General features: G+C 63.8%; 17 protein-coding genes, 1 CRISPR repeat array and 1 riboswitch. Of the genes, 6 read left to right on the forward strand and 11 right to left on the reverse strand.

The window, feature by feature from the left end; translation table 11 throughout:
* Nucleotides 1-112 precede the first annotated feature (112 nt).
* Nucleotides 113-688: a TMEM165/GDT1 family protein gene (locus tag AC0KWY_RS06455; RefSeq protein ID WP_474028811.1), complete on the reverse strand. Its 576-nt coding sequence runs from the start codon at nt 686-688 to the stop codon at nt 113-115.
* Nucleotides 689-691: 3 nt separating this feature from the next.
* A riboswitch (yybP-ykoY riboswitch) is annotated at nt 692-864 on the reverse strand.
* Between the two features lie 132 nt (nt 865-996).
* On the opposite strand from AC0KWY_RS06455, the gene AC0KWY_RS06460 reads away from it, so the two are divergent.
* Both AC0KWY_RS06460 and AC0KWY_RS06465 read left to right on the forward strand, forming a co-directional pair.
* Nucleotides 997-2,301 carry a ferredoxin reductase family protein gene (locus tag AC0KWY_RS06460; RefSeq protein ID WP_474028812.1) on the forward strand — a complete coding sequence of 435 codons (1,305 nt, stop codon included), beginning with the start codon at nt 997-999 and terminating at the stop codon, nt 2,299-2,301.
* A 261-nt stretch (nt 2,302-2,562) separates the two neighbouring features.
* The gene (locus AC0KWY_RS06465) at nt 2,563-2,964 is read left to right on the forward strand and encodes a DUF1842 domain-containing protein (RefSeq protein WP_474028813.1); all 402 of its coding nucleotides are present in this window, start codon (nt 2,563-2,565) and stop codon (nt 2,962-2,964) included.
* 60 nt (nt 2,965-3,024) lie between these two features.
* Here AC0KWY_RS06465 and AC0KWY_RS06470 read toward each other — a convergent pair whose 3' ends face one another.
* Nucleotides 3,025-4,089, reverse strand: a complete 1,065-nt coding sequence (locus AC0KWY_RS06470) for an NADH:flavin oxidoreductase/NADH oxidase (RefSeq protein WP_474028814.1) — start codon at nt 4,087-4,089, stop codon at nt 3,025-3,027.
* Nucleotides 4,090-4,263: 174 nt separating this feature from the next.
* On the opposite strand from AC0KWY_RS06470, the gene AC0KWY_RS06475 reads away from it, so the two are divergent.
* The 3 genes from AC0KWY_RS06475 to AC0KWY_RS06485 all read left to right on the forward strand — a co-directional run bounded on the left by AC0KWY_RS06475 (nt 4,264) and on the right by AC0KWY_RS06485 (nt 8,158).
* Entirely contained in the window at nt 4,264-4,533 is a 270-nt protein-coding gene (locus AC0KWY_RS06475) for a hypothetical protein (RefSeq protein WP_474028815.1), read from the forward strand.
* Nucleotides 4,534-4,754: 221 nt separating this feature from the next.
* Entirely contained in the window at nt 4,755-5,855 is a 1,101-nt protein-coding gene (locus AC0KWY_RS06480; protein WP_474028816.1) for an ABC transporter substrate-binding protein, read from the forward strand.
* Nucleotides 5,852-8,158 (forward strand): hybrid sensor histidine kinase/response regulator, encoded by a 2,307-nt coding sequence (locus AC0KWY_RS06485; protein ID WP_474028817.1) that lies wholly within the window; start codon nt 5,852-5,854, stop codon nt 8,156-8,158. Before AC0KWY_RS06480 ends, AC0KWY_RS06485 begins: the two co-directional genes overlap by 4 nt.
* A 142-nt stretch (nt 8,159-8,300) precedes the next feature.
* A CRISPR array of direct repeats spans nt 8,301-13,004; the repeat unit is 37 nt; unit sequence GTTTCAATCCACGCCCCCCGTTGCCGGGGAGCGAAGC.
* Between the two features lie 182 nt (nt 13,005-13,186).
* Here AC0KWY_RS06485 and cas2 read toward each other — a convergent pair.
* The 3 genes from cas2 to cas4 are packed head-to-tail and all read right to left on the reverse strand — an operon-like array spanning nt 13,187 to nt 15,145.
* Nucleotides 13,187-13,477: a CRISPR-associated endonuclease Cas2 gene (cas2, locus tag AC0KWY_RS06490; RefSeq protein ID WP_474028818.1), complete on the reverse strand. Its 291-nt coding sequence runs from the start codon at nt 13,475-13,477 to the stop codon at nt 13,187-13,189.
* Nucleotides 13,477-14,505 carry a type I-C CRISPR-associated endonuclease Cas1c gene (gene cas1c / locus AC0KWY_RS06495; RefSeq protein ID WP_474028819.1) on the reverse strand — a complete coding sequence of 343 codons (1,029 nt, stop codon included), beginning with the start codon at nt 14,503-14,505 and terminating at the stop codon, nt 13,477-13,479. The genes cas2 and cas1c overlap by 1 nt, the downstream gene beginning before the upstream one ends.
* A 1-nt stretch (nt 14,506) precedes the next feature.
* Nucleotides 14,507-15,145, reverse strand: coding sequence for a CRISPR-associated protein Cas4 (gene cas4, locus AC0KWY_RS06500; protein WP_474028820.1), 639 nt, complete (start codon nt 15,143-15,145; stop codon nt 14,507-14,509).
* Nucleotides 15,146-15,218: 73 nt separating this feature from the next.
* Here cas4 and AC0KWY_RS06505 point away from each other — a divergent pair, with 73 nt between their 5' ends.
* Nucleotides 15,219-15,461, forward strand: coding sequence for an addiction module protein (locus AC0KWY_RS06505; protein ID WP_474028821.1), 243 nt, complete (start codon nt 15,219-15,221; stop codon nt 15,459-15,461).
* 10 nt (nt 15,462-15,471) lie between these two features.
* Here AC0KWY_RS06505 and AC0KWY_RS06510 read toward each other — a convergent pair whose 3' ends face one another.
* From AC0KWY_RS06510 to AC0KWY_RS06535, 6 genes are all read right to left on the reverse strand, one after another.
* Nucleotides 15,472-15,783, reverse strand: a complete 312-nt coding sequence (locus AC0KWY_RS06510) for a hypothetical protein (protein ID WP_474028822.1) — start codon at nt 15,781-15,783, stop codon at nt 15,472-15,474.
* 69 nt (nt 15,784-15,852) lie between these two features.
* The gene (cas7c, locus tag AC0KWY_RS06515) at nt 15,853-16,734 is read right to left on the reverse strand and encodes a type I-C CRISPR-associated protein Cas7/Csd2 (protein WP_474028823.1); all 882 of its coding nucleotides are present in this window, start codon (nt 16,732-16,734) and stop codon (nt 15,853-15,855) included.
* A complete protein-coding gene (gene cas8c / locus AC0KWY_RS06520) occupies nt 16,731-18,485 on the reverse strand; it encodes a type I-C CRISPR-associated protein Cas8c/Csd1 (RefSeq protein WP_474028824.1) in 1,755 nt (584 codons plus the stop codon). The genes cas7c and cas8c overlap by 4 nt, the downstream gene beginning before the upstream one ends.
* Nucleotides 18,482-19,135, reverse strand: a complete 654-nt coding sequence (cas5c, locus tag AC0KWY_RS06525) for a type I-C CRISPR-associated protein Cas5c (protein WP_474028825.1) — start codon at nt 19,133-19,135, stop codon at nt 18,482-18,484. The genes cas8c and cas5c overlap by 4 nt, the downstream gene beginning before the upstream one ends.
* Nucleotides 19,132-19,488 (reverse strand): GIY-YIG nuclease family protein, encoded by a 357-nt coding sequence (locus AC0KWY_RS06530; protein WP_474028826.1) that lies wholly within the window; start codon nt 19,486-19,488, stop codon nt 19,132-19,134. The genes cas5c and AC0KWY_RS06530 overlap by 4 nt, the downstream gene beginning before the upstream one ends.
* A 10-nt stretch (nt 19,489-19,498) precedes the next feature.
* The gene (locus AC0KWY_RS06535) at nt 19,499-21,871 is read right to left on the reverse strand and encodes a CRISPR-associated endonuclease Cas3'' (RefSeq protein ID WP_474028827.1); all 2,373 of its coding nucleotides are present in this window, start codon (nt 21,869-21,871) and stop codon (nt 19,499-19,501) included.
* Nucleotides 21,872-21,880: the final 9 nt, after the last annotated feature.

Consider the following 21,880-nt stretch of genomic DNA (forward strand, 5'->3'; position numbering starts at 1 on the left):
AAGCCGCCATGACCCGCCTCGCCACCACCGTTTTCCGGAAGCATCCGGTCCGTTTCGCTGCCGGCATCGCCATCAATCTAGGCGGCGTGCTCGCGCTCGCCGCCCACCTGTCCTAGAACCCCAGGCTACTGCCCGCACCGAGCAAGGTTGCCACGCCGAGCACGGCGAAAATGGCGGCGGCGATCGCATGCACGACGCGCACCGGAATCCGGTTGGCGATGCGGTCGCCGAGCAGCACGGCCGGCACGTTGGCGATCATCATGCCCAGCGTGGTGCCGGCAACGACGGCGACGACCGCCTGATACTGCGCGGCCAGCGCCACCGTCGCGACCTGCGTCTTGTCGCCCATCTCGGCCAGGAAAAAGGCGATCAGCGTCGTCCCGAACACCCCGTAACGCGCCAGCGCCGCCTCGTCGTCGTCCATCTTGTCGGGAATCAGCGTCCACACCGCCATCGCGATGAAGGACAGGCCGAGCACCCAGCGCATCGTTCCCGGCGCCACCAGCGAGGTGATCCAGGCGCCGAGCGCGCCGGCAAAGGCGTGGTTGGCGATGGTGGCGACCAGGATGCCGACGATGATCGGCAGCGGCTTGCGGAACTTGGCGGCGAGGATGAAGGCGAGCAGTTGCGTCTTGTCGCCGATTTCGGCCAGGGCGACGATGCCCGTGGAGATGAGGAAAGCTTCCATCTGAAGATACCTGGCCGGATCAGGACGATTGACCACGTCGCTTCTCCGGCCCGGGAAAGCGACATGGTCAAAGGTCTTGCCAAGTACGGAACCGCCTGCGCCATGCCCGGTAAGGACAAGTCTGTTGACGCAGGCCTCTGGCGGATGCAGAGCGGCTACTCCCCAATGACGGGGCGGATTATACACAGCTCGCGAAGCTCTCGCCTCGCAATATCGCTTGCATTTGCTTACATCCCGAAACCGACAGCCGGCAGACTGTCCGTTGCCCGCGGCGTAAACTCCGGGCATCACGAAAAGGGAGAAAAACAATGAAACATCCGCGCTTGCTGCTCGGCCTGTTGCCGCTCGGCCTCTGGGCCGCCTTTGCCCTGCCCGACCTGCTGGCCGCCGAACAGGGCGGCCCCTGGTTCTGGCGGCGCAACCTGATCATCCTCTCCGGCATCGTCGCCCTGTGGTGGATGAGCGCCGGCATGCTGCTCGCCACCCGCGCCCCCTGGCTGGAAAGCCGCTTCGGCGGGCTGGACAAGCTCTACCGCCTGCACCGGAACATCGGCATCGGCGCCGGCATCCTGGTGCTGCTGCACTGGCAAATGGAATGGTTGCCGAAGAAACTCGCCAAGGCCGGCCTGATCGCCGGGCCGAACCGGCCGCGCGGACCGCGCGGCGAGCCCGACATGTGGATCGACCTGGCCAAGGACGTCGGTGAATGGGCCGGCTACATCCTGATGGCGCTGGTCGTCGTCGCCCTGCTCCGGCGTCTGCCCTATCACTGGTTCCGCGTCGTGCATAAAGCTTTCGGCCTGATCTTCCTGGGCGGCGCCTTCCACGGCCTGCTGCTGATGCCCAAGGAATTCTGGCAGACGCCGCTGGCCTGGGCGACGCTGGCCGTCGCCGCGCTCGGCGTGGTGCCGGCACTGCTCTCGCTGAGCGGCCGCATCGGCCGTCGGCGCCAGCATCCGGCGCAGGTCGAAAACGTTCGCCAGGCCGACGGCCAGGTACTGGAAATCGTCTGCCGTCCGGCCGCCTCCTGGCCCGGCCATCAGGCCGGCCAGTTCCTGCTGGCCGATTTCGGCGTGCGCGGCGAAGGCGCCCACCCGTTCACCATCGCCTCGGCCTGGAGCGCCGAAACCGGCACCCTGACGCTGGCCGTCAAGGCGCTCGGCGATTTCACCGGCAAACTGCCGCAAACCGTCGCCGCCGGCCAGACAATCCGCCTCGAAGGCCCTTACGGCCAGTTCGACTTCGCATCGGCTTCATCCCGTCAGATCTGGGTCGCCGGCGGCATCGGCATCACACCCTTCCTCGCCCGCCTGCAGGCGCTTGCCGCCAGCGGCCAGCGCGTCGACGCCGATCTCTTCTACTCCTGCGCCAGCGACAGCCCCTTCCCGGAGCAGCTCGACGCCCTCTGCGCCCGTACCGGCGTCCGCCTGCACCGGCGCCTGAGCGAGCGCGACGGCCCGTTCACCGGCGAGGAAATCGCCGCCTGCCGCGGCGACGGCACCAGCGTCTGGTTCTGCGGCCCGCGCCGCTGGGGCGAAGCGCTCGCCCACCTGTTCCGGGAAAAGGGCCTGCCACGCGGGGATTTCCACCAGGAAGCTTTCGAGTTCCGCTAGGGCGTGTCACGGTTTGCCGTAGCGGGATGGACTGGACGGCAAGGCGCGAGGCGCTGGGCATAGTTGTTCAATTCCCGAGCCGAGCAACGCCAACGACTGCCCGCCACGGCAAACCCGAAGGACAAGGGGTTGGCGGAGCGCATTGCGGCATTGCCGCGGCGCAGGCGTAACAAAAGACCGCTTCCCAAGAAATTATTCCTATGGCATCGTCCACCAAGGTATGCATTCCGCATATCCAGTCAACCTCAAAAGGAGATGACGATGACAACCACAGTTGGTAAGGTAGGTGTATATCTCGTCCATGGAACCGCCGGCAATGTCGGCACCCCGGGCGCCCCGATCCTTCATTTTTCCTTGCTGGTCAACGCAAGCACCGGCGCCGTCAGCGGCCAAGCTCGCCAGACGCAGGCCGTTCAAGGTCCGATGTCCGACGTCCTGATCGGCAACGTGACCGGCCAGATTCGCTACACCGGTCTCGGCAAATACACCAAAATCGTTTCCCTGCAAGGCAGTGCCATCATCACGGTAGCGCCGCCGGCGATCGGTGCCTATCTGGCACCCTTCGATGCCCACTTTGCCATTAACGACGCCTGGGAAGGCGTTGGCGGCTGGAGCCTGAGCGGCACTAGCGTAGAAAACGTTCCCGTCACCAACGACCACTAAGCCTGCACCAAGGTCCGCGCCATGCCGCGCGGACCCAGCAATCACATCCCCCTCTTCCCGTTATCCCGGCTTCGCCCGCAGGTACTGCTTCGGCCAGGCCACATCGGCGCCCAGCTCCTGCGCCGCCTGCAACGGCCAGAAAGGATTGCGCAGGATTTCGCGGCCGACCAGCACGAGGTCGGCCTCGCCATTGGCGACGATGGCTTCGGCCTGGGCTGCCTCGGTGATCAAGCCGACCGCCGCCACCGGCGGGCCGGCCTCGCTCCGGATGCGTGTCGCGAACGGCACCTGGAAGCCCGGCCCGGCGGGAATCTTCGCATCGGCCACCAGGCCGCCGGTCGATACATCGACCAGATCGACGCCATCGTCCTTGAGCAGGCGGCAGAGTTCAACCGTCTGCGCCGCGTCCCAGCCGCCTTCCACCCAATCCGTCGCCGACAGCCGGATCAGCAGCGGCATGCCGGCCGGCAGCACCGCCCGCACCGCCGCCACGACCTCGCGCACGAGCCGCGTGCGGCCGGCGAAATCGCCGCCGTAGCCGTCGTCACGCAGGTTGGACAAGGGCGACAGGAACTGGTGCAGCAGGTAGCCGTGCGCGGCGTGAATCTCCACCGTCCGGAAACCGGCCCGCACCGCCCGCCGCGCCGCCGCCGCAAAGGCATCGACGACGCGCCAGATGCCGCCCGCGTCCAGCGCCCGCGGTGCCGCGTAAGAACCGAAGGCGAGCGGCGAAGGCGCCACCGCCGTCCACCCGCCTTCCGCCGCCGCCAGCGTGCGCTGCGCCTCCCAGCCGAGACCGACGCTCGCCTTGCGCCCGGCATGCGCCAGCTGGATCGCCGGCACCGCCCCCTGCGCCTCGATCAGCCGCACCACGCGTCCCAGCGCCTCGACCTGCTCGTCGTGCCAGAGCCCGAGATCGCCCGGACTGATCCGGCCTTCCGGCAACACCGCCGTCGCCTCGACGATCACCAGCCCCACCCCGCCCACCGCCCGGCTGCCGTAATGCTGCACGTGCCAGTCGTTGGCGACGCCTTCGCAGGCCGAGTACTGACACATCGGCGGCATGCCGATGCGGTTGGGCAAGCTCAGGTCACGCAGGAAAAAAGGGCTAAACAAGGCGGACATTGGAGTCTCCGGGCAAGGATGAAAACAGGAAAGGCACCGGACAATCTTGCCACGGCAGCGTGAAAGCCCAAACACCGGCATATTGCTTTCGTCAGCAACGATGCTACTCTCAGGCCGCTGCCGGCAGGAAGCCGCCGCGGCGTTGCGCTAACGATCAACTACCGAGAGGTCATGATGAAAAAACTGCTTATGGGATTGCTGGCCGGCTTGTTCTCCGCAAGCCTCTGTTTCGCGCAAGCCGCGGACTGCGAATCGAAGGCCGTCAGCAAGGACGGCAAGCCCCTGGCCGGCGCCGCCAAGGCCTCGTTCATGAAGAAGTGCCAGGCGGAAAACAAGGGCGACGCCAAGACCGCTTGCTCAGCCAAGGCCGTGGACAAGAACGGCAAGGCCCTGGCCGGTGCCGCCAAGGCTTCGTTCATGAAGAAGTGCGAAGCCGGGCAGTAATCTACCGCGCCAGCCGGCGCACGACGGCAACAAGAAGACTGCCCGCCGGTTCGGGCAGTCTTTTTTGCCGGATTTCCGAAGAAGCAGTTCTCGGGTTTCCGGTGCAACAGACAAAACCTTGCGTCACGGGTTGACGAGCTCCCCCTTGACTGACTAGCCTAGCGCCAAATCAAGCTGCCCGATACAAGGCAGCAGCGTGCGGCGGAGGGGCAGGCACAAACGTGAGAGCAAGTCTTTTCCTGGTGGCTGGTCTATGCCTGCTGGCCGCTTGCCAGCCCGAAGCGCCGATCCGCATCGGTTTGCTGGCCGGATTGTCCGACCGCGGCAGCGATTTTGGCGAAAGCGTGCGCAACGGCGTGATCCTCGCCATCGAGCAGCAGAACGCCGCCGGCGGCATCAATGGCCGGAAAATCGAACTGATCGTCCGCGACGACGGCCAGGATAGCGCCCAGGCCAAAAAGGCGGCCGCGGAGCTGATCGCATTGCACCCCGACGTCATCATCGGCCCGGTGACCAGCTCGATGGCCAAGGTGGTGGTACCGATGATGGACGCTGCCGGCATCACCCTCATCAGTCCGACCGTTGCCTCGACCAATTTCCAGGGCAAGGACGATCAATTCTTCCGCGTCAATTGCACGACCCGCGAGGCGGCCATCCAGCACGCGCGCGTTCTCCACGGGCGCGGGATACGACGGCCGGCGCTGGCCTTCGATGCCTCCAACGCGCCCTTCTCCGACACCTGGATTGCCGGCTTCCGGGAGGAATTCACCCGGCTGGGCGGGCAGATCAGCGCCACCGCCGGTTTCGAATCCGTCGCCGGTGCCCGTTTCGCCGGCGTCATCGGCAAACTGCTCGAACATCGACCGGATGCCCTGATCTTCGTCGCCAGCACGCTCGACACCTCGCGCCTCGCCCAGCAGGCGCGGCGACAGGCGCCCGGACTGCCGCTCAGTTCCTCGGAATGGGCCGCCTCCGGCGAAGCGCTGAGCGAGATGGGCGGACGCGCCGTCGAAGGCCTCCTGATGACCCACGCCTACGACCGCAACGACCAGAGCCCGGCCTACCGCCGCTTCCGCGAAGACTTCAAGCAGCGCTTCCAGCGCGAATTCGGCTCGTTTTCGCTGCTCGCCTACGACGCCGCCAATGTCGTCATCGCCGCCCTGCAGCGCAAGGAACCCCGCGAAAGCATGAAGGAAGCCTTGCTTCGTCACGCCCCGTATACCGGCGTGCAGCAGCAGATCCAGTTCGATGCCAGCGGCGACGCCACCCGGCAGGTTTTCTTCACCGAAATCCGCAACGGCCAGCTGGTGCAACTGCCATGACCGCCGTGCGACAACGCGAATGGCGCCTGCCGGTCTACCTCGGCCTGCTGCTGACCATCACCTCGGTGCTGACTTTCCTGATCGTCGGCAGCGTCTTCCTGCTCACCCGCATCCCGCAGATGGAAGAGGAAATCCGGACGCGCAACGAGAGCGAGGCGCGCGAGCTGGCCTACCGCATCGAAATCCAGATGCTCGCCCGCCAGGAGCAACTGGCACTCGTCGCCCGCGCCCTGCACCATGCCGACGCGCCACGCAACCTGATTGGCGAAGCGGTGGCCGACGGCAAGGTGTTCCGCGCCCTCTACCTGATTTCCCCGCAGGGCGAAGTGCTGAGCGCCGGGCTGACCCCGGCCTACCGGCACCTCGAAGACGAAATCGTCGGCAGCGACCTCTCCGGCACCCCGCTGTTCCGGGAAGTCCGCCAGCGCCACGTCACCACCTGGAGCGACAAGTACCTCTCCGCGCTGAGCGGCGTCATCACCGTCGGACTGGCCGCCCCCCTCGACGGCGGGCAGGTGTTGCTGGCGGAGATCCCGATCGAGCACCTGCTCAACATCATCGACCGCAACCCCGCCGACAAACGGCGCGCCATCTGGGTCGTCGACCAGCGCGGCGAACTGCTCGCCGACACCGAAGCCGTGATGCGCCCCGGCGAACTCAACATCTACAACTCGCCGGTACTCAACGCCGTGTTGAAGGGGCAGCAGTTCCCGACCCGCTTCAGCTTCAACGGCCACGACTATTACGTCGGCGGCGCGCGCTCCGACGCGCTCGGCTGGTCCTTCATCTCGCGCCTGCCGGCCGGCTTCGAACACCCGGAAATCCGCATGACCAGCCTGATCGTCTGCGCCGGCTTCCTCGCCTCGCTGATCATCGGCGCCCTTCTCGCCATCTACGGCGCCGCCCGGCTGCTGCGGCCGCTGGCGCTGGTCGTCGAACGAGCGCACGCGGTGGCCAACGGCCATGCCGTGAGTTCCTGGCCGCAAGGCCGGATCAAGGAGTTCAACGCGCTTTCCACCGACATCGGCCAGATGGCCTCCGCCATTCTCGAACGCGAACACCAGCTACGCGACCTCAACGCCGGCCTCGAAGCGCGCGTTGCCGAGCGCACCCGGGAACTCTCGCAAGCCAAGGAAATCGCCGAAGAAGCCAGCCGGGCAAAATCGACCTTCCTGGCCAACATGAGCCACGAAATCCGCACCCCGCTCAACGCCATCGCCGGCATGGCCGCGCTGATCCGGCGCGCCGGCCTGGCACCCCAGCAGGAGGCGCGCCTGGACAAACTGGAAGCCGCCGGCGAACACCTGCTCGAAGTCATCAACATGGTTCTCGACCTGTCGAAGATCGAAGCCGACAAGCTGATCCTGCAGGAAGACAACTTCCCCCTCGGCAGCATCTTCGAGAACGTCGCCTCCATGCTTCAGGAACGGGCGCTGGAGAAACATCTGCGCCTGAGCTTCGCGCTTCCCGAGCTGCCGCCCCTGCTGCGCGGCGACCGCACCCGCCTGCAGCAATGCCTGCTCAACTACGCCACCAACGCCGTCAAATTCACCGAGCAGGGCAGCATTTTCATGACCGCCAGCCTGCAGGAGGAAACGGCGGATGCGGTCCTGATCCGCTTTGAAGTCCGCGACACCGGCATCGGGATTCCCCCGGCAATCCAGCAGCGGCTGTTCAAGCCTTTCGAACAGGCCGACGGCTCGACTACCCGCCAGTACGGCGGAACCGGCCTGGGACTGGCGATCACCGCCCGGATCGCCGCCGCGATGGGCGGCGAAACCGGGGTCAGCAGCGAACCGGGAAAAGGCAGCACCTTCTGGTTTACCGCCCGTCTGCACAAGGCAGCCCAGGAAAGGATCGCCCGCAGCGAACCCGATACCGCAGCCGAACAGCGCCTGCTCGAAGAATTCGCCGGCGCCCGCGTCCTGCTGGTGGACGACGAGCCGATCAACCGGGAAATCACCCGGATGCTCCTCGAAGATCTGCATTTCCGCATCGACGCCGCCGAAAACGGCCAGGAAGCGCTGACCCTGGCCGGTCTGCACCCCTACGACCTGATCCTGATGGACATGCAGATGCCGGTCATGGACGGTCTGGAAGCCACCCGCCGCATCCGCGAACTCCCCGACGGCGAGCGCTGCCTGATCATCGCCATGACCGCCAACGCCTTCGCCGAGGACCGCGAACGCTGCCTGGCGGCCGGCATGGACGACTTCACGACCAAACCGATCAACCCCGAAGCCTTCTTCGGCCAATTGCATCGCCACCTGAGCACCCGGACCAGCCCAGTCGAAGCGGGTTGAGTTCCGGTCAAATTGCACGAAACCCAAACCACAACACCGTCCATGGCTTGGTTTATCGGTAATCTCGTCACATTTCAAACCACATCCCCGTTGTCTGGGAGCGAAGCCCCGTCCACCAGATGCGCTTCGTCTATCCGACCGAGTTTCAATCCACGCCCCCCGTTGCCGGGGAGCGAAGCGGAGAAATCCTGGCTATAAGGAGGAAAAAAAATGGTTTCAATCCACGCCCCCCGTTGCCGGGGAGCGAAGCGAACGTGCCGAGTACGCCGAGCGCGATGCAAAGTGGGTTTCAATCCACGCCCCCCGTTGCCGGGGAGCGAAGCGTCTGGCGAATTGACGTCATCGATGAACGGATCGCGGTTTCAATCCACGCCCCCCGTTGCCGGGGAGCGAAGCGCTTCGAGCTGTTCGCGTCCGCCGGCGTCGGCCGGTTTCAATCCACGCCCCCCGTTGCCGGGGAGCGAAGCATGCCTTGGCCGCGGCCTTCCCGTCTCCCTTGACGTTTCAATCCACGCCCCCCGTTGCCGGGGAGCGAAGCTCATCGAGGTTGTCATGGCCGTTGAGGAAGAATTCGTTTCAATCCACGCCCCCCGTTGCCGGGGAGCGAAGCCCTGGTCGTGCAGCATCAGGCTGACAGTTGCTTCGTTTCAATCCACGCCCCCCGTTGCCGGGGAGCGAAGCATCCGTACCCCCGCCCCCTGCGAATAGCGGGGGCGCCATGTTTCAATCCACGCCCCCCGTTGCCGGGGAGCGAAGCCCGAAGACGTCGTCGCGAGTCCGCACGTCATCGACGTTTCAATCCACGCCCCCCGTTGCCGGGGAGCGAAGCGGCCGTCCCTGGCCGATTCACGGCCTCATTCGTCGTTTCAATCCACGCCCCCCGTTGCCGGGGAGCGAAGCTCAAGGCCGGGCAGCGTGAGTACCTGCTGATCCCGGTTTCAATCCACGCCCCCCGTTGCCGGGGAGCGAAGCCGCCGGGCATATTGCGTATTGTGGTCTCGATGCCGGTTTCAATCCACGCCCCCCGTTGCCGGGGAGCGAAGCCGCGCTACGTGACGGGTGGCGATGGTCCATCGTGGGTTTCAATCCACGCCCCCCGTTGCCGGGGAGCGAAGCGTGTCGGCGACTTGACGGTCATCACCGTGCTGGAAGTTTCAATCCACGCCCCCCGTTGCCGGGGAGCGAAGCCCCGAGCAACACCCACGACCATCGCACGTCAGCCAGTTTCAATCCACGCCCCCCGTTGCCGGGGAGCGAAGCTCGCGCGCGGGCCGTCGCCCATCAGGTCGGCGACGTTTCAATCCACGCCCCCCGTTGCCGGGGAGCGAAGCACTCATACATGGTCGGTTTGGCGTGACGGACACGGTTTCAATCCACGCCCCCCGTTGCCGGGGAGCGAAGCACAGGGCGCGCTGCTCGGCTTGCCGATGCTGCGCATGTTTCAATCCACGCCCCCCGTTGCCGGGGAGCGAAGCCGCCGATCAACCGCTGCATCGAGCTCCGCCTTGAGGTTTCAATCCACGCCCCCCGTTGCCGGGGAGCGAAGCCTCGCATGGACGCACCACGCGTCGATCCAGGAGACCGTTTCAATCCACGCCCCCCGTTGCCGGGGAGCGAAGCAGCGCCTCGAAAGCGCTTGGGCAGACTGGGGCAGGGTTTCAATCCACGCCCCCCGTTGCCGGGGAGCGAAGCCGCCGTTTGCCTCGCCCGTCGGCATCAAGTATTTCGTTTCAATCCACGCCCCCCGTTGCCGGGGAGCGAAGCCAGTTGCCTACTGGCTCAAGGCCGTCAAGGCTGGCGTTTCAATCCACGCCCCCCGTTGCCGGGGAGCGAAGCTTGATCGCCGCCATCTGCTGCGAAGCCATTGCCTCGTTTCAATCCACGCCCCCCGTTGCCGGGGAGCGAAGCCAGCGTCTGCTGGCTGGCCTCGCTGGGCTTGAGGTTGTTTCAATCCACGCCCCCCGTTGCCGGGGAGCGAAGCGCCATGATCGCCGCCTTCGAAGCCAAGACGAAAGCCGTTTCAATCCACGCCCCCCGTTGCCGGGGAGCGAAGCCTGTTCGGCACGGCGCTTTGCGCCAGGAGGATGGAGTTTCAATCCACGCCCCCCGTTGCCGGGGAGCGAAGCGCTGGCATCGCTGCTCTCGGACATGCACAGTGCTGTTTCAATCCACGCCCCCCGTTGCCGGGGAGCGAAGCCGTTCAAAGCCGCGGCAATCGGCGTCTCTCTGCCGTTTCAATCCACGCCCCCCGTTGCCGGGGAGCGAAGCCGTTCGATCCGGCTGCGGATGTCTTCGGACTTGCCGTTTCAATCCACGCCCCCCGTTGCCGGGGAGCGAAGCCCGGCAAGGAAGGCGTCATCCACCACATCGACCTGTTTCAATCCACGCCCCCCGTTGCCGGGGAGCGAAGCCGGGGCTGGCGCGATGCCGCAGGACTGGGAGGTCGGTTTCAATCCACGCCCCCCGTTGCCGGGGAGCGAAGCCGCAGGGCGCCGACGAGTACAAGATCGTGATTGCCGTTTCAATCCACGCCCCCCGTTGCCGGGGAGCGAAGCATGGTATCCCCCCAAAATATGGTCAAACAGACCAAGTTTCAATCCACGCCCCCCGTTGCCGGGGAGCGAAGCCGACGATATCACGTCGGTCGCCATCCTGCTCAACGGTTTCAATCCACGCCCCCCGTTGCCGGGGAGCGAAGCACTTCGAGCCGAATCTGTGTGCCGATGCCGACGTTGTTTCAATCCACGCCCCCCGTTGCCGGGGAGCGAAGCTTCCAGCGCCGCCGAATAACGCTGCCGATGTTGAGTTTCAATCCACGCCCCCCGTTGCCGGGGAGCGAAGCGCTCGACTGCCGGGTTGGCCGGCACCGGACACGAAGTTTCAATCCACGCCCCCCGTTGCCGGGGAGCGAAGCCCAAGCCGATGAAAGCCATAGCCAGAAACGGCCTGTTTCAATCCACGCCCCCCGTTGCCGGGGAGCGAAGCGTGTGCCGATGCCGACGTTGAACAGCTTCTGACGGTTTCAATCCACGCCCCCCGTTGCCGGGGAGCGAAGCTTGATGGAAACGACGGCTGCGGAACTGACCGCATTGTTTCAATCCACGCCCCCCGTTGCCGGGGAGCGAAGCCACACATGCGCGCTTCAAGGGGACGTTGCAACTTGTTTCAATCCACGCCCCCCGTTGCCGGGGAGCGAAGCTCGGCCGTCAGTTCGAGATGTCCGGCCTGGCAGATGTTTCAATCCACGCCCCCCGTTGCCGGGGAGCGAAGCGAGCAGGGCGACCCGACCGATATGGTCGTCTATTGGTTTCAATCCACGCCCCCCGTTGCCGGGGAGCGAAGCCGTAGTCGAGCAGCCGAACTTTTTCGAGCAGGTTGTTTCAATCCACGCCCCCCGTTGCCGGGGAGCGAAGCAGCGAATGAAGACGTATTATGCTTCGCTCAATATGTTTCAATCCACGCCCCCCGTTGCCGGGGAGCGAAGCGAATACGGCGTACTACCGAAACGGGGGTAAATATGTTTCAATCCACGCCCCCCGTTGCCGGGGAGCGAAGCGAGGCAAAAACGACTAACCCACGACGGCCGCTGCGTTTCAATCCACGCCCCCCGTTGCCGGGGAGCGAAGCCCTTATGTATATTTACATAACATTCGTCAGTGATTGTTTCAATCCACGCCCCCCGTTGCCGGGGAGCGAAGCCCGGACACGCCATCGGCGGCAAACGTCGGCGTGATGTTTCAATCCACGCCCCCCGTTGCCGGGGAGCGAAGCTTCCGCTGCCGACGCTCGACCTGAGCACGGTGTACGTTTCAATCCACGCCCCCCGTTGCCGGGGAGCGAAGCGTCAGCGCTGGCAACACCTACTTCGGTGTGATGTTCGTTTCAATCCACGCCCCCCGTTGCCGGGGAGCGAAGCGACGATATCACGTCGGTCGCCATCCTGCTCAACGGGTTTCAATCCACGCCCCCCGTTGCCGGGGAGCGAAGCATGCGGTTTTTATAGTAATAAAACGGGTGCAGGGGTTTCAATCCACGCCCCCCGTTGCCGGGGAGCGAAGCCTCGATCCTCGGACTGCAGCCGCTCCGTCAGCTTGTTTCAATCCACGCCCCCCGTTGCCGGGGAGCGAAGCCTGCCCGGCGAGGTACTTCTCGCAGTCGAACATCGGGTTTCAATCCACGCCCCCCGTTGCCGGGGAGCGAAGCAGATGGACGAACTCGGCATGGAGGAGTTCAAGACGTTTCAATCCACGCCCCCCGTTGCCGGGGAGCGAAGCACGTGGCCACGGCCACGAACGCTATGAACACGTAGTTTCAATCCACGCCCCCCGTTGCCGGGGAGCGAAGCGACTCAAGTCCGCGTCCATGGCTGCCTTGGTGGCGTTTCAATCCACGCCCCCCGTTGCCGGGGAGCGAAGCCTTCTTCGACTTGATGCCGAATTCCTTCAGCCGCTCGTTTCAATCCACGCCCCCCGTTGCCGGGGAGCGAAGCATTCAAACGTCGTCGTTGTATCAATATGAGCGGATGTTTCAATCCACGCCCCCCGTTGCCGGGGAGCGAAGCCATAGTCGAGCAGCCGAACTTTTTCCAGCAAATTGTTTCAATCCACGCCCCCCGTTGCCGGGGAGCGAAGCCCCTACGCGCCGGACTTCCCCGTCCAGACGCTGTCCGTTTCAATCCACGCCCCCCGTTGCCGGGGAGCGAAGCACGCCTGCTTCGTCGCACAGGATGCCGGCGGCCCGTTTCAATCCACGCCCCCCGTTGCCGGGGAGCGAAGCGCGGATGAGGACGTATTATGCATCGCTCAACATGTTTCAATCCACGCCCCCCGTTGCCGGGGAGCGAAGCTCATCGCCCGTAAACCTCAGGCGCGAAAGGAGAAATCCGCCGTGTTGCGCGAACCTCGTCTTCCGTGAGCGACCAACATCTTAATCGATCCAGCGAAGTGCAAAAATCCGTCGCCGATTCAGTCAATTGCGGGAAACGCGAACCTGGCGGGTAAATGCCGGGCACTTTGGGTTCGCGCATGGTCACAGGACCAGTGGCCCGTCGAAATCCGTCGCGCGGAAGTGGCCGTGTTCGCGCACCTCGTAGCCGCGCAGTTCGGCGATGCGGTAGAAACGCAGGTTGTCCTCGTCGGCCTTGATTTCGGCGACCAGGCTGCGTTCCAGTGCTTCGAACTGGGCGCGATCGATCTGACATTCGAAGACGGATTTCTGCACGCGCTGGCCGGTGCTTTCGCACAATTTGGCGACGCGGCGCAAACGGCGGCGGCCTTCGCGGGTTTCTGTATTGACGTCGTAGCAAACGATGACCAGCATCAGCGCACCAGATAGGGAAGATATTCTTCGGTATCGCCGCGCAAGGTCCGCGCCAGCAGGCGGGCTTGCACGTGCGGCAGCAACCCGAACGGCAGGCTTTCGGCGAGCAAGGGGTGGGAAAGGGCTTCCTGCTTGCGTTCCTGATAGGCCACCAGCACGGTCTTGCGCGCGTCGCCTTCGAGCAGCACGGCACCGCCTTCGCGCTCGACAAAATCCTTGGCGACAAGCTGGCCGCGATTGATGAGCGACAGTGCCAGGCGGTCGGCAAAGTAGCGGAACTCTTCCATCAGGTCGAGCGCCAACGCGGCGCGGCCCGGACGCACGGCATGCAGAAAGCCGATCTGCGGATCAAGCCCGGCGGCCTCGATGGCCGAGCGACAATCGTTCATCAACAGGGAATAGAGGAAGGAAAGCAGCGCATTGATCCGGTCGCGCGGTGGTCGCCGGCTGCGCCCATCCATGCGGAAGCTGTCCCTGGCCGGCGCACGGATCAACGCATTGAGCGCGGCGAAATACTGGCGCGCCGCTTCGCCTTCGATACCGCGCAAGGTATCGAGATCGCCCGCCGTCGGCAGCGCGCGCAGCGCAGCGGCCAGGTCGTTGGCGCCCCGGGTGAGGATCGCCGCATCCTCATCGCCCTTGGCCTCGCGCGCGCCGCGCAGCAAGACCTGGCGACAGTTGCGCACCTTGCCGGCAATGCAGTTGCGCGCCACGCTCAGGGCAAATGCCGGGTCGCCGGCCAGGCGATGCTGCGCCTGGCGCAACAGCACATTGCCGGAAACCGGCCCTTCCAACCGTGCCTTGAAACGACCGTGCATATCGAGCAGCACCAGGCTGACGCCGCTATCGGCCAGCTTGTGCATCAACGGCAGCGATACCGAAACCTGTCCGAAACAAACCACCGCACCAAGGTGATGCAAGGGCACACGCAGCTTGGTTTCGTGCGCCACGTCGAGGCGCACGGTGTTGTTGTCGAGATGGACGTAGCTTTCCGGCGTCGTCACGTACAAGGTGTTGAGCAACTGCATGTCAGGCCTCCGGATCGAACAGGCTCGCCAGTACCGATGCCCGGCCTGCGTCCGCCTGAAGTACGTCGGGTTGGCAAAGGTCGCGCAGCGAACACGCGTGGCAGTGATCGTCGGCGAGCGGCGGCGGGGTCACGCCGGCAGCCAGCATGTCGCGCACGCCGGCAATCGCCGCCAGGGTTTTGGCCCGCAACCCCTGGTCGACCGCAACAATCCGCCGACGGCGGGACGATGCGTAATACAGCGCGCCTTCCGGCACCGGACGCCCGAACATCTCTTCCAGGCACAGCGCCTGCGCCGCCAGTTGAATGTCGTCGCAAGCGGCAATGTCGGCCCGTTTGTGGCGCGAACCGTGTTTGTACTCCACCGGGTACGGTGTGCCGTCCGGCAGGAACTCGACGACATCGGCCTTGCCGACCAGCCCGAGCCGGTCGCTGAACAGCGGCAGCGCCCGCTCGCTGCGCAAGCCTTCGCGCACTTCGCAACCGGGATCATCCACCCGCTTGTGCAAGGCCTGGCCGCGCTGGGTGAACAGGTTCTCTTCGAACACCTGTTCGACGTGAATCAGCGCGCACTGGCGCGGGCAGTACGCCCAGTGCTGGAGCGCGGAAAGGGGAATGGGATCAAGGGGTTCGGTTGACATCGCTTATACCCTTGGATGGATTTGGCAACTTGCTTGGGTTAGCATTGCCCAAGCCTTACCGGAGGTTCTCACCATGATCAATTCCCCCCTTGAAGACATCGAAGCCGCCGCCCTGCAACTGGCGCGGGCCGACCGCGCCAAACTGGCAGAACGCTTGTTGATCAGCCTTGACGAAGACGACGAAATTCTCGCGTCCTGGGTCGAAGAGGCGGAGCGTCGGGGCGATGCGTACGAGCGCGGCGAAATGGAGGCTATTGACTTCGATGAGTCGATTGCCAAGGCACGAGCAAGAATATCCAGCCACGTCAAAGCTTGAAACCCCAAAATCAGGCTACACCACGCAAAACTAACCAACTCCAAGCCAAACCGGCGGCTTCATCTTGACCGAAACCGCGAAATGCCGCCCACGGCACATTGGGCCGGTTATCTTCTCCTCCCGAAGCAAGAGCCCACATTTTCGGCCCACACCTTGCATGCCCTGCGATGTAGATGACGCCCTGAGGCATTTCGATAGTCGCGCACTTTCCAAATGATTCAACATAAGCAGCATCAATATCGGGAAGTTCTGACGGCCGGAATGCCTTTCCTTGAGTGGATTCATCAAGGTTTATCAAAAACAGATAGCGTGAAGTAAGCATCTGAAGTTCGCCTGTGTTTGCAGGATTAAAAACGGGAGTTCATTTGTCGCTAGAACCCCCGGATTCAAATCACACCCGCTTGATCAGGCTGACCCCGGCCGGCAAACCGGCCTCGTCAACGCTGACTTCGTAATCGCCAAAACTGCGCGGCACGTCCACATCGTCCTTGCGCTTGATCTTGATGCGGTCGAAAAGCGAGTGCGCATGCGCATTCCCCAATTCCGAATCGTGCTTGAAGACGTATAGCCCGCGCGTCGCCATTTCGCCACGCGCTGCGGAGCGGTCATGCTCGAACATCTGCTCCAGCGCCTGCCAAAGCAATTCGAGGTCTTCTTCGCCAAAGCCGGTTTGCTTGGCGAGGAAAGAAGAAACAAAGCCGTGGGCGACGTAAATGCCGTAAGGAACGGTGTGCTTGCGGCCCATGGTCCGGTTGTCGCCTTGCTGCTTCTCGGCCTCGGCTTCCGTCGCCACCGCCATGCGGGTAATCGAATGTTCCTGGGCGATGATCGGATCGACTGAGCGGGCAAAAGTCAGTTGCACCGGGCCGCGCACCTGGCCGCAGTTCACGCCGGTCGACATCACCGCGCCGAAAGTGCGCACGTCGAAGAAATTGGCACACATCCACTGCCGCGCCTTGTCCACGGTATCGCCGCTGCCCTTGCGCTTCTTGTCGCCCTTGAGTTCTTCTTCGGCACCCACCGCGACATAGGCTTTTTCGTGGGTCTGGTTGAGAACCGCCTTTTCCTTCACGTAGATATCGAAGGGCGGCGTTTCGCCTTTGACCAGCCCGACAAAGTTGCGCACCTTGCGCTTCAGGGAAACATCCGTCACCAGCCCATGACCGGATTCGGCATCGAGACGCGGCAGGTTGCCGGCATCCGGGTCGCCGTTGGGGTTGCCGTCGCGCACATCAAAAACGAGGACGAAGTCGTAGCGGTTGTTCAGGCTCATTTGGATTCTCCCTGGGTGGATTGCATGGATTGGCTGGATTCGGATTTGCTGAAAAAGTCCTGGCGCTGGTGGTAGTAGCCGAGGGCGAAACGGCCTTGCTCCGGCAGGCTCAGGTGTTTCGGGAAGTCGTTGAGGCCGCCCATGATTTCGCCGAGCAGACGCTCGAAATTGGTGGCGCGGCCACGATTGGTGAGCTTCGCCAGATGGTGATTCTTGAGGCGCAGCAAGGTGGTGAAAACTGCCACCGGCGTACTGGAAGCGGCGCCGTAATAGCGTTCGCGAATGGTCGCATTGAGGCCGGGGCTGGCCTCTTCCTGGATTTTTTCCAGCGCCGCAAACAGGCGCCCCAGCCGATAGGCCGGACTGGTGTTCTCTAAATCGAGCATGTCGGACAACTCCTTGTCGAGAGATTGATTCGGTTGAAAGCGTCGCAAACGATTGAGGCTGGCCTTGATGGCGGCAGCGCGCAGGTAGGTGACGTTCTGCTCGGCGCGGCAACGCAACACCGCCGCATTGAGCCAGGTGGCCGGAAACGGGCTGCCGGAGAGAATCGCCCGCATGATGTCGCCGCCCAGGTTGGGCGGAATGTTGTCGGCCTTGCCCTGCTGGGCGCAGGCGGCGAGCAGGCGGAAGAGGCTCGGGTATTCCGGGTCTTTTGCACTGCGCGCGACTTTCAGGTCAGCGAACCACTGCCTGATCTGGCGGGCGATTTCGTGCAGCGGTGCGGCATGCCAGAAGCGGACGGAAACCCGCGCCGCGTTGGGCGCCAGACCCAGCACGTAAAACAGCTTGTCGCCCCGACCGCCATCGAACTGCCCGGACTGCACCGCGCCGAGCAAGGCGCGCACCTGCTCAGCACGCTGATCGGGATCGTCGCGCTCGCCGAAGATGGCGGCGAAACCTTCCTCGATTTCGGCATCGTCCTTCTGTGCCCAGAACACTGTCGAAGCATCGCCGACCTGGATGCGCTGGCGGGAATTGCGGTCGAGCAGGTGATTGAGCGCCGTCGTGTAGGCAAAGGCCGCCAGCGGGCTGACCGGCGCATTGTCGCCCTGCTCCTTGTTGTAGGAGGCAAAGGCGTCAAGGTTGAAGGAAACCAGCGTGGCGCCGGAGCTTTGCGCGCCCCAGACGCCCTTGATCACCGTATGCAGACGTTCGGCGGATGCCGGCTGGCCGGTCACCAGGCAGAAAGCCGGCTTACCGCCTTCTTCGGCCACATCACCCCGTCCGGCAATGACTGCCGGGCGCTGGCAGATCAAGTCACCATCGTTGTGCAGACGAAAAGTGACCACGGGGTTGCCTTCGACGATTTCCGGCCAGGCCGGATCGGCGACCAACGCCGCTTGTCCGAAGTTGGCGTAGAAGCTCTCCAAGGCCAGGATGCCGGCATCCTGACGGGCCGCTTCGGGCAATTCCGCAACCCGCTGCCGGAAAGCCGCATGCTGCTCGGCCACTCGTTCGGGTTTGCCCTTGGTATCGACGCCCAAAGCGTATTCGGCGGTGTCCCACAGCAGGTTGGCCGCCACGCCGGAGGAACGCTTGACGCCTTTGGGCACCTGGTAACGCCGCGCCTGTTTCTTCTTGCCATCGCCCTGGCGAGTATCTGTAATGCCGAGCGGCCGGCCTTCGGCGGTCAACTCGACGATGAAGGGAATTTCCTTGTCCTCCAGCCCGAAGGCCGGCAGACGGCGGGCCGGGTCGGGATCGGTGGCCTTGCGCTGGTAGTAGTCGTAAAGGGCTTGCAGGATCATGTCGTCACCTGCGCTTGCGTCAGGTCGATAACCCCGTTTTGCAGATCGGCCCGGAAAAAGCGCGGTTTCGGGTCGTTGACCGCCGCAAAATCCATGTCGTAGATCATCCAGCCCAGATCGCGACTTTCGGCCAGGGCGGGCACCTCGCTGTCCGGATCGGTGACCAGCCGGAAACGTGCGGCGAATTCGCGGCAACCGAGATAGGGCTGATTGACGCACTGCCCTTTCTCCGCCCGGCGTTGAAACATTTCCCGGTACTTGGCCGGATTCGCCCGCGCATCGTCGCCGACCGGCAGCAGTTCGGCATGCAGGCGATAAGCCACATCGCGCAGAAACAGCCCGGCCCGCTGCTGGCGGTCGTCCTCGATGTACAGCGCCAGATTGCCCTGCCCGGCATTCATCGCCGTCTGGGCATTGCGCACCGAAGCCTTGGCCGACACCTCGTTACGCCGCACGCTGATCCATTTGATCGGCTTCAAGACCTCGATGCGGCGCACCTCCCAGCGAATCGCCGGTTTCCACAAAATGGCCTCGAACACCGAACGCGCCGCCGATGGCGTGATGACGTCGTAGGACACCCGTTCGACCTTCATTTCCGGTCGGGTGAAGCAGGCGAAGTCACCTGATACTTCAAGACAGAAGCGGTTCATGAAACCTCCTGAGCAGAATCACTATGGCATACCTCAGCATCGTATCCTCCATCGGAAACAGCATTGAACTTTGGCCAACGGTTGTAGCCGATGGCTGGATCGTTAGCCTTGAATTGGCGAATGAAACGGGTTTCCTGTGCGTTAACCTCGGCATCGCTAGCTTCGGCCGACTCCCACAGAATTTCTTTGCGAACTGTGAAATCACGCCGCTGCTCGCGTGTGAAGTCGAGAGCGATCAAATCGTCATTGGCACTACCGAAATAGTTGATGCTGTCGGTCAAATCTTTCCCGACGTAGATCTTTCCGTTCGGGTAGGTGATTTTGTAAATGACCTTGAATCGCTGCACAGACACGCATCTCTCCTCAAAAAGTCAGCAAAGCCGGATCGCCCGGCGCACCATCCACATTGATGCCCAGCACCCGGTCATAAAGCACATCGTTGCCGAACGACTGCACGTACAGCCCCGGAAAATCGCCGCCCAGCGGTTCGATGTCGCCCTGCCCTTCAAGACGCTGCAGGTCGCGCTGGTAGATGCTCACGCCGTAGCGTTGCAGCTTGCGCAGCAGCCAGCGCTGCGGGCCTTCCTTTTTCAGGGTGTTCAGCCACATGTCGATTTCTTCGTCGCTCTCGTCGCGTTTGTAGCGGACGAAGACCGTGGCCCCCTCATCTTTATCGATCAGGCGAAATTCCTTTGCTGCCCGCCCAAAGCTGACAGCGAAATCCGGGCCTTGGCTATGGAGGAATCCGCGAATTCCTTTCTCATCCAGTTCGCCATCCCGATACAAGTTGCGGAAATATTCGGAAAAGCGCTCAACACCCATCGGATCAGCTTCTGGCGGCAACGCACTCCACAAAATTGTCGTCGCACGTTCAGCCATACGCAGCAGCCCCGGCGGCGCCGATTTTGGTGGCACGAAGACATGCACTTCGCCCTTGGCCAGCCGGCCCTCGCGGTTGCAACGACCGGCCGCTTGGGCGATGGAATCCAACCCGGCCAAGGCGCGATAGACGACGGGGAAGTCGATATCGACGCCGGCCTCGACCAGTTGGGTGCTGATCACCCGGATCGGCGCCGGGCGTTGTCCGGCGACCAGCGCCTGTCGCCTGGCCAGCAAGGCCTGCTTGATGTCGGCAATAGTGTCGCTGCGGTGCTGGGCGCACATCAGGCCGGACAAATGCCACAGGCCGGTGCGGTCTTCGGCCTTGACCCGCGTATAGAGTTCGCGCGCATCGGCGCGGCGGCCGACGACGGCGAGCACGGCATCGTGCCCGGCGATTTGCGGCGCTAGCTGCTCCCAGTTGCTGGGCGTTTTCAGGTCGGCCGGCAGATGGACCCTGACCCGTTCCAGCGCGCCGTACAGCCCGGCCACATCATCGACGATTTCACGGATTTCGCCGGCCGCGAAGCCGCGCAGTTGGCGGGCCTGGTCGAAACCGTTGCGGCTTTCCAGCGTCGGCTGGGTGGCGGTGCACAGCACCAGCGTCACGCCGTAATCCTTGACCAGCAGGCGCAGCACGTCGACCACCGGTTGCAGGTAGGGCACCGGCAGCAATTGCGCCTCGTCGAGCACGATGACGCTGCCGACCAGGTTGTGCAGCTTGCGGCAGCGCGAAGTACGGCTGGCAAACAGGCTTTCCAGCAACTGCACGTTGGTCGTGACGATCAGCGGTGCATCCCAGTTTTCGCAGGCCAGACGGGAGCGAGCGGTTTCCTGCGTGTCGTCCACCTCGACATTGCTGTGATGCTCGATGACGTTTTCGTCGCCGAAGATGCTGCGAAAGATGCCCGCCGTTTGCTCGATGATGCTGGTGTAGGGAATCGCGTAGATGACCCGGCGTTTACCGTGGCGCACCGCATGGCGCAGCGCGAAAGCCAGGCTGGACAGCGTCTTGCCGCCGCCGGTCGGCACCGTCAGGCTGAACACGCCGGGCGGCAACTCGGCCTTGGCGAGGCAGGCGCGCAGGACTTCGGCGCGTTTCAGATTGACCTGGCTCCCGGCTTCGCCGCGCGCTGCAACCTCCTGAGCCATTAGCGCCAGCCGTTCGGCCAAGCGCTTTTCCAGCTCGTCAACGGGCATGAAACCGCTACGCGCCTCAGCCTTGCCTTGCGACATGAATCGCTCGGTGTCGAGAAAATCGGCATCGACCAGGCAGGAAAACAGCATGCGTACCCACAGCGCGAAACGGCCGGGAATGTTGTCTTTCTGATCGGTGTGGATTGTGTTCAGGTCGGGTAAAGCGGCAGACGGCTTGAGGATGGCTGCGGGAATCGCCACGGCCAACGCATCGCACTTTTCTCTAATCGTATCTTCGCGATTGAAGCGTTCGTGCAGACCGCCGAACCAGTTGTCCAGTCCGCCGTGGTGACCGGCGATCAGATAGGCCAGCACACGCGCCACGACCGGGCCGGAACGTTTGTCTACTTCGGTCAGATATTGCTGCGCCCACAAGCCGCCGGCAGCCGAGTGCGTCTTCTCCGAACCGGCGACGCGGCCTTCGATGTGCGCATCGGGATCGCCACACTGCCGGATGTAGCGCTGGAAGCCCTCCCTGTATTTGCCCAGGTCGTGCCAGATGCCGGCCAGCGCCGCCCACGGCGCGGCGCCGAATTCGGCGGCGAAATCTGCGGCCAGGGCGGACACCTTGTTCAAGTGCTCATCCAGACTGTGCCACTGCAAGCGCTGCCCATCGCTTCTGACATGCGCTACCCATTGCGGCTGTTCGTCATCTTCCAAGGCGTTCTC

Source organism: Azonexus sp. MM2026_4 (genome assembly GCF_055901855.1).

Coding starts and splice junctions, on each gene's coding strand:
- AC0KWY_RS06455 (WP_474028811.1), bottom strand. CDS start 688: ATGGAAGCTTTCCTCATCTCCACGGGCATCGTCGCCCTGGCCGAAATC.
- AC0KWY_RS06460 (WP_474028812.1), top strand. CDS start 997: ATGAAACATCCGCGCTTGCTGCTCGGCCTGTTGCCGCTCGGCCTCTGG.
- AC0KWY_RS06465 (WP_474028813.1), top strand. CDS start 2,563: ATGACAACCACAGTTGGTAAGGTAGGTGTATATCTCGTCCATGGAACC.
- AC0KWY_RS06470 (WP_474028814.1), bottom strand. CDS start 4,089: ATGTCCGCCTTGTTTAGCCCTTTTTTCCTGCGTGACCTGAGCTTGCCC.
- AC0KWY_RS06475 (WP_474028815.1), top strand. CDS start 4,264: ATGAAAAAACTGCTTATGGGATTGCTGGCCGGCTTGTTCTCCGCAAGC.
- AC0KWY_RS06485 (WP_474028817.1), top strand. CDS start 5,852: ATGACCGCCGTGCGACAACGCGAATGGCGCCTGCCGGTCTACCTCGGC.
- cas2 (WP_474028818.1), bottom strand. CDS start 13,477: ATGCTGGTCATCGTTTGCTACGACGTCAATACAGAAACCCGCGAAGGC.
- cas1c (WP_474028819.1), bottom strand. CDS start 14,505: ATGCAGTTGCTCAACACCTTGTACGTGACGACGCCGGAAAGCTACGTC.
- cas4 (WP_474028820.1), bottom strand. CDS start 15,145: ATGTCAACCGAACCCCTTGATCCCATTCCCCTTTCCGCGCTCCAGCAC.
- AC0KWY_RS06505 (WP_474028821.1), top strand. CDS start 15,219: ATGATCAATTCCCCCCTTGAAGACATCGAAGCCGCCGCCCTGCAACTG.
- AC0KWY_RS06510 (WP_474028822.1), bottom strand. CDS start 15,783: ATGCTTACTTCACGCTATCTGTTTTTGATAAACCTTGATGAATCCACT.
- cas7c (WP_474028823.1), bottom strand. CDS start 16,734: ATGAGCCTGAACAACCGCTACGACTTCGTCCTCGTTTTTGATGTGCGC.
- cas8c (WP_474028824.1), bottom strand. CDS start 18,485: ATGATCCTGCAAGCCCTTTACGACTACTACCAGCGCAAGGCCACCGAT.
- cas5c (WP_474028825.1), bottom strand. CDS start 19,135: ATGAACCGCTTCTGTCTTGAAGTATCAGGTGACTTCGCCTGCTTCACC.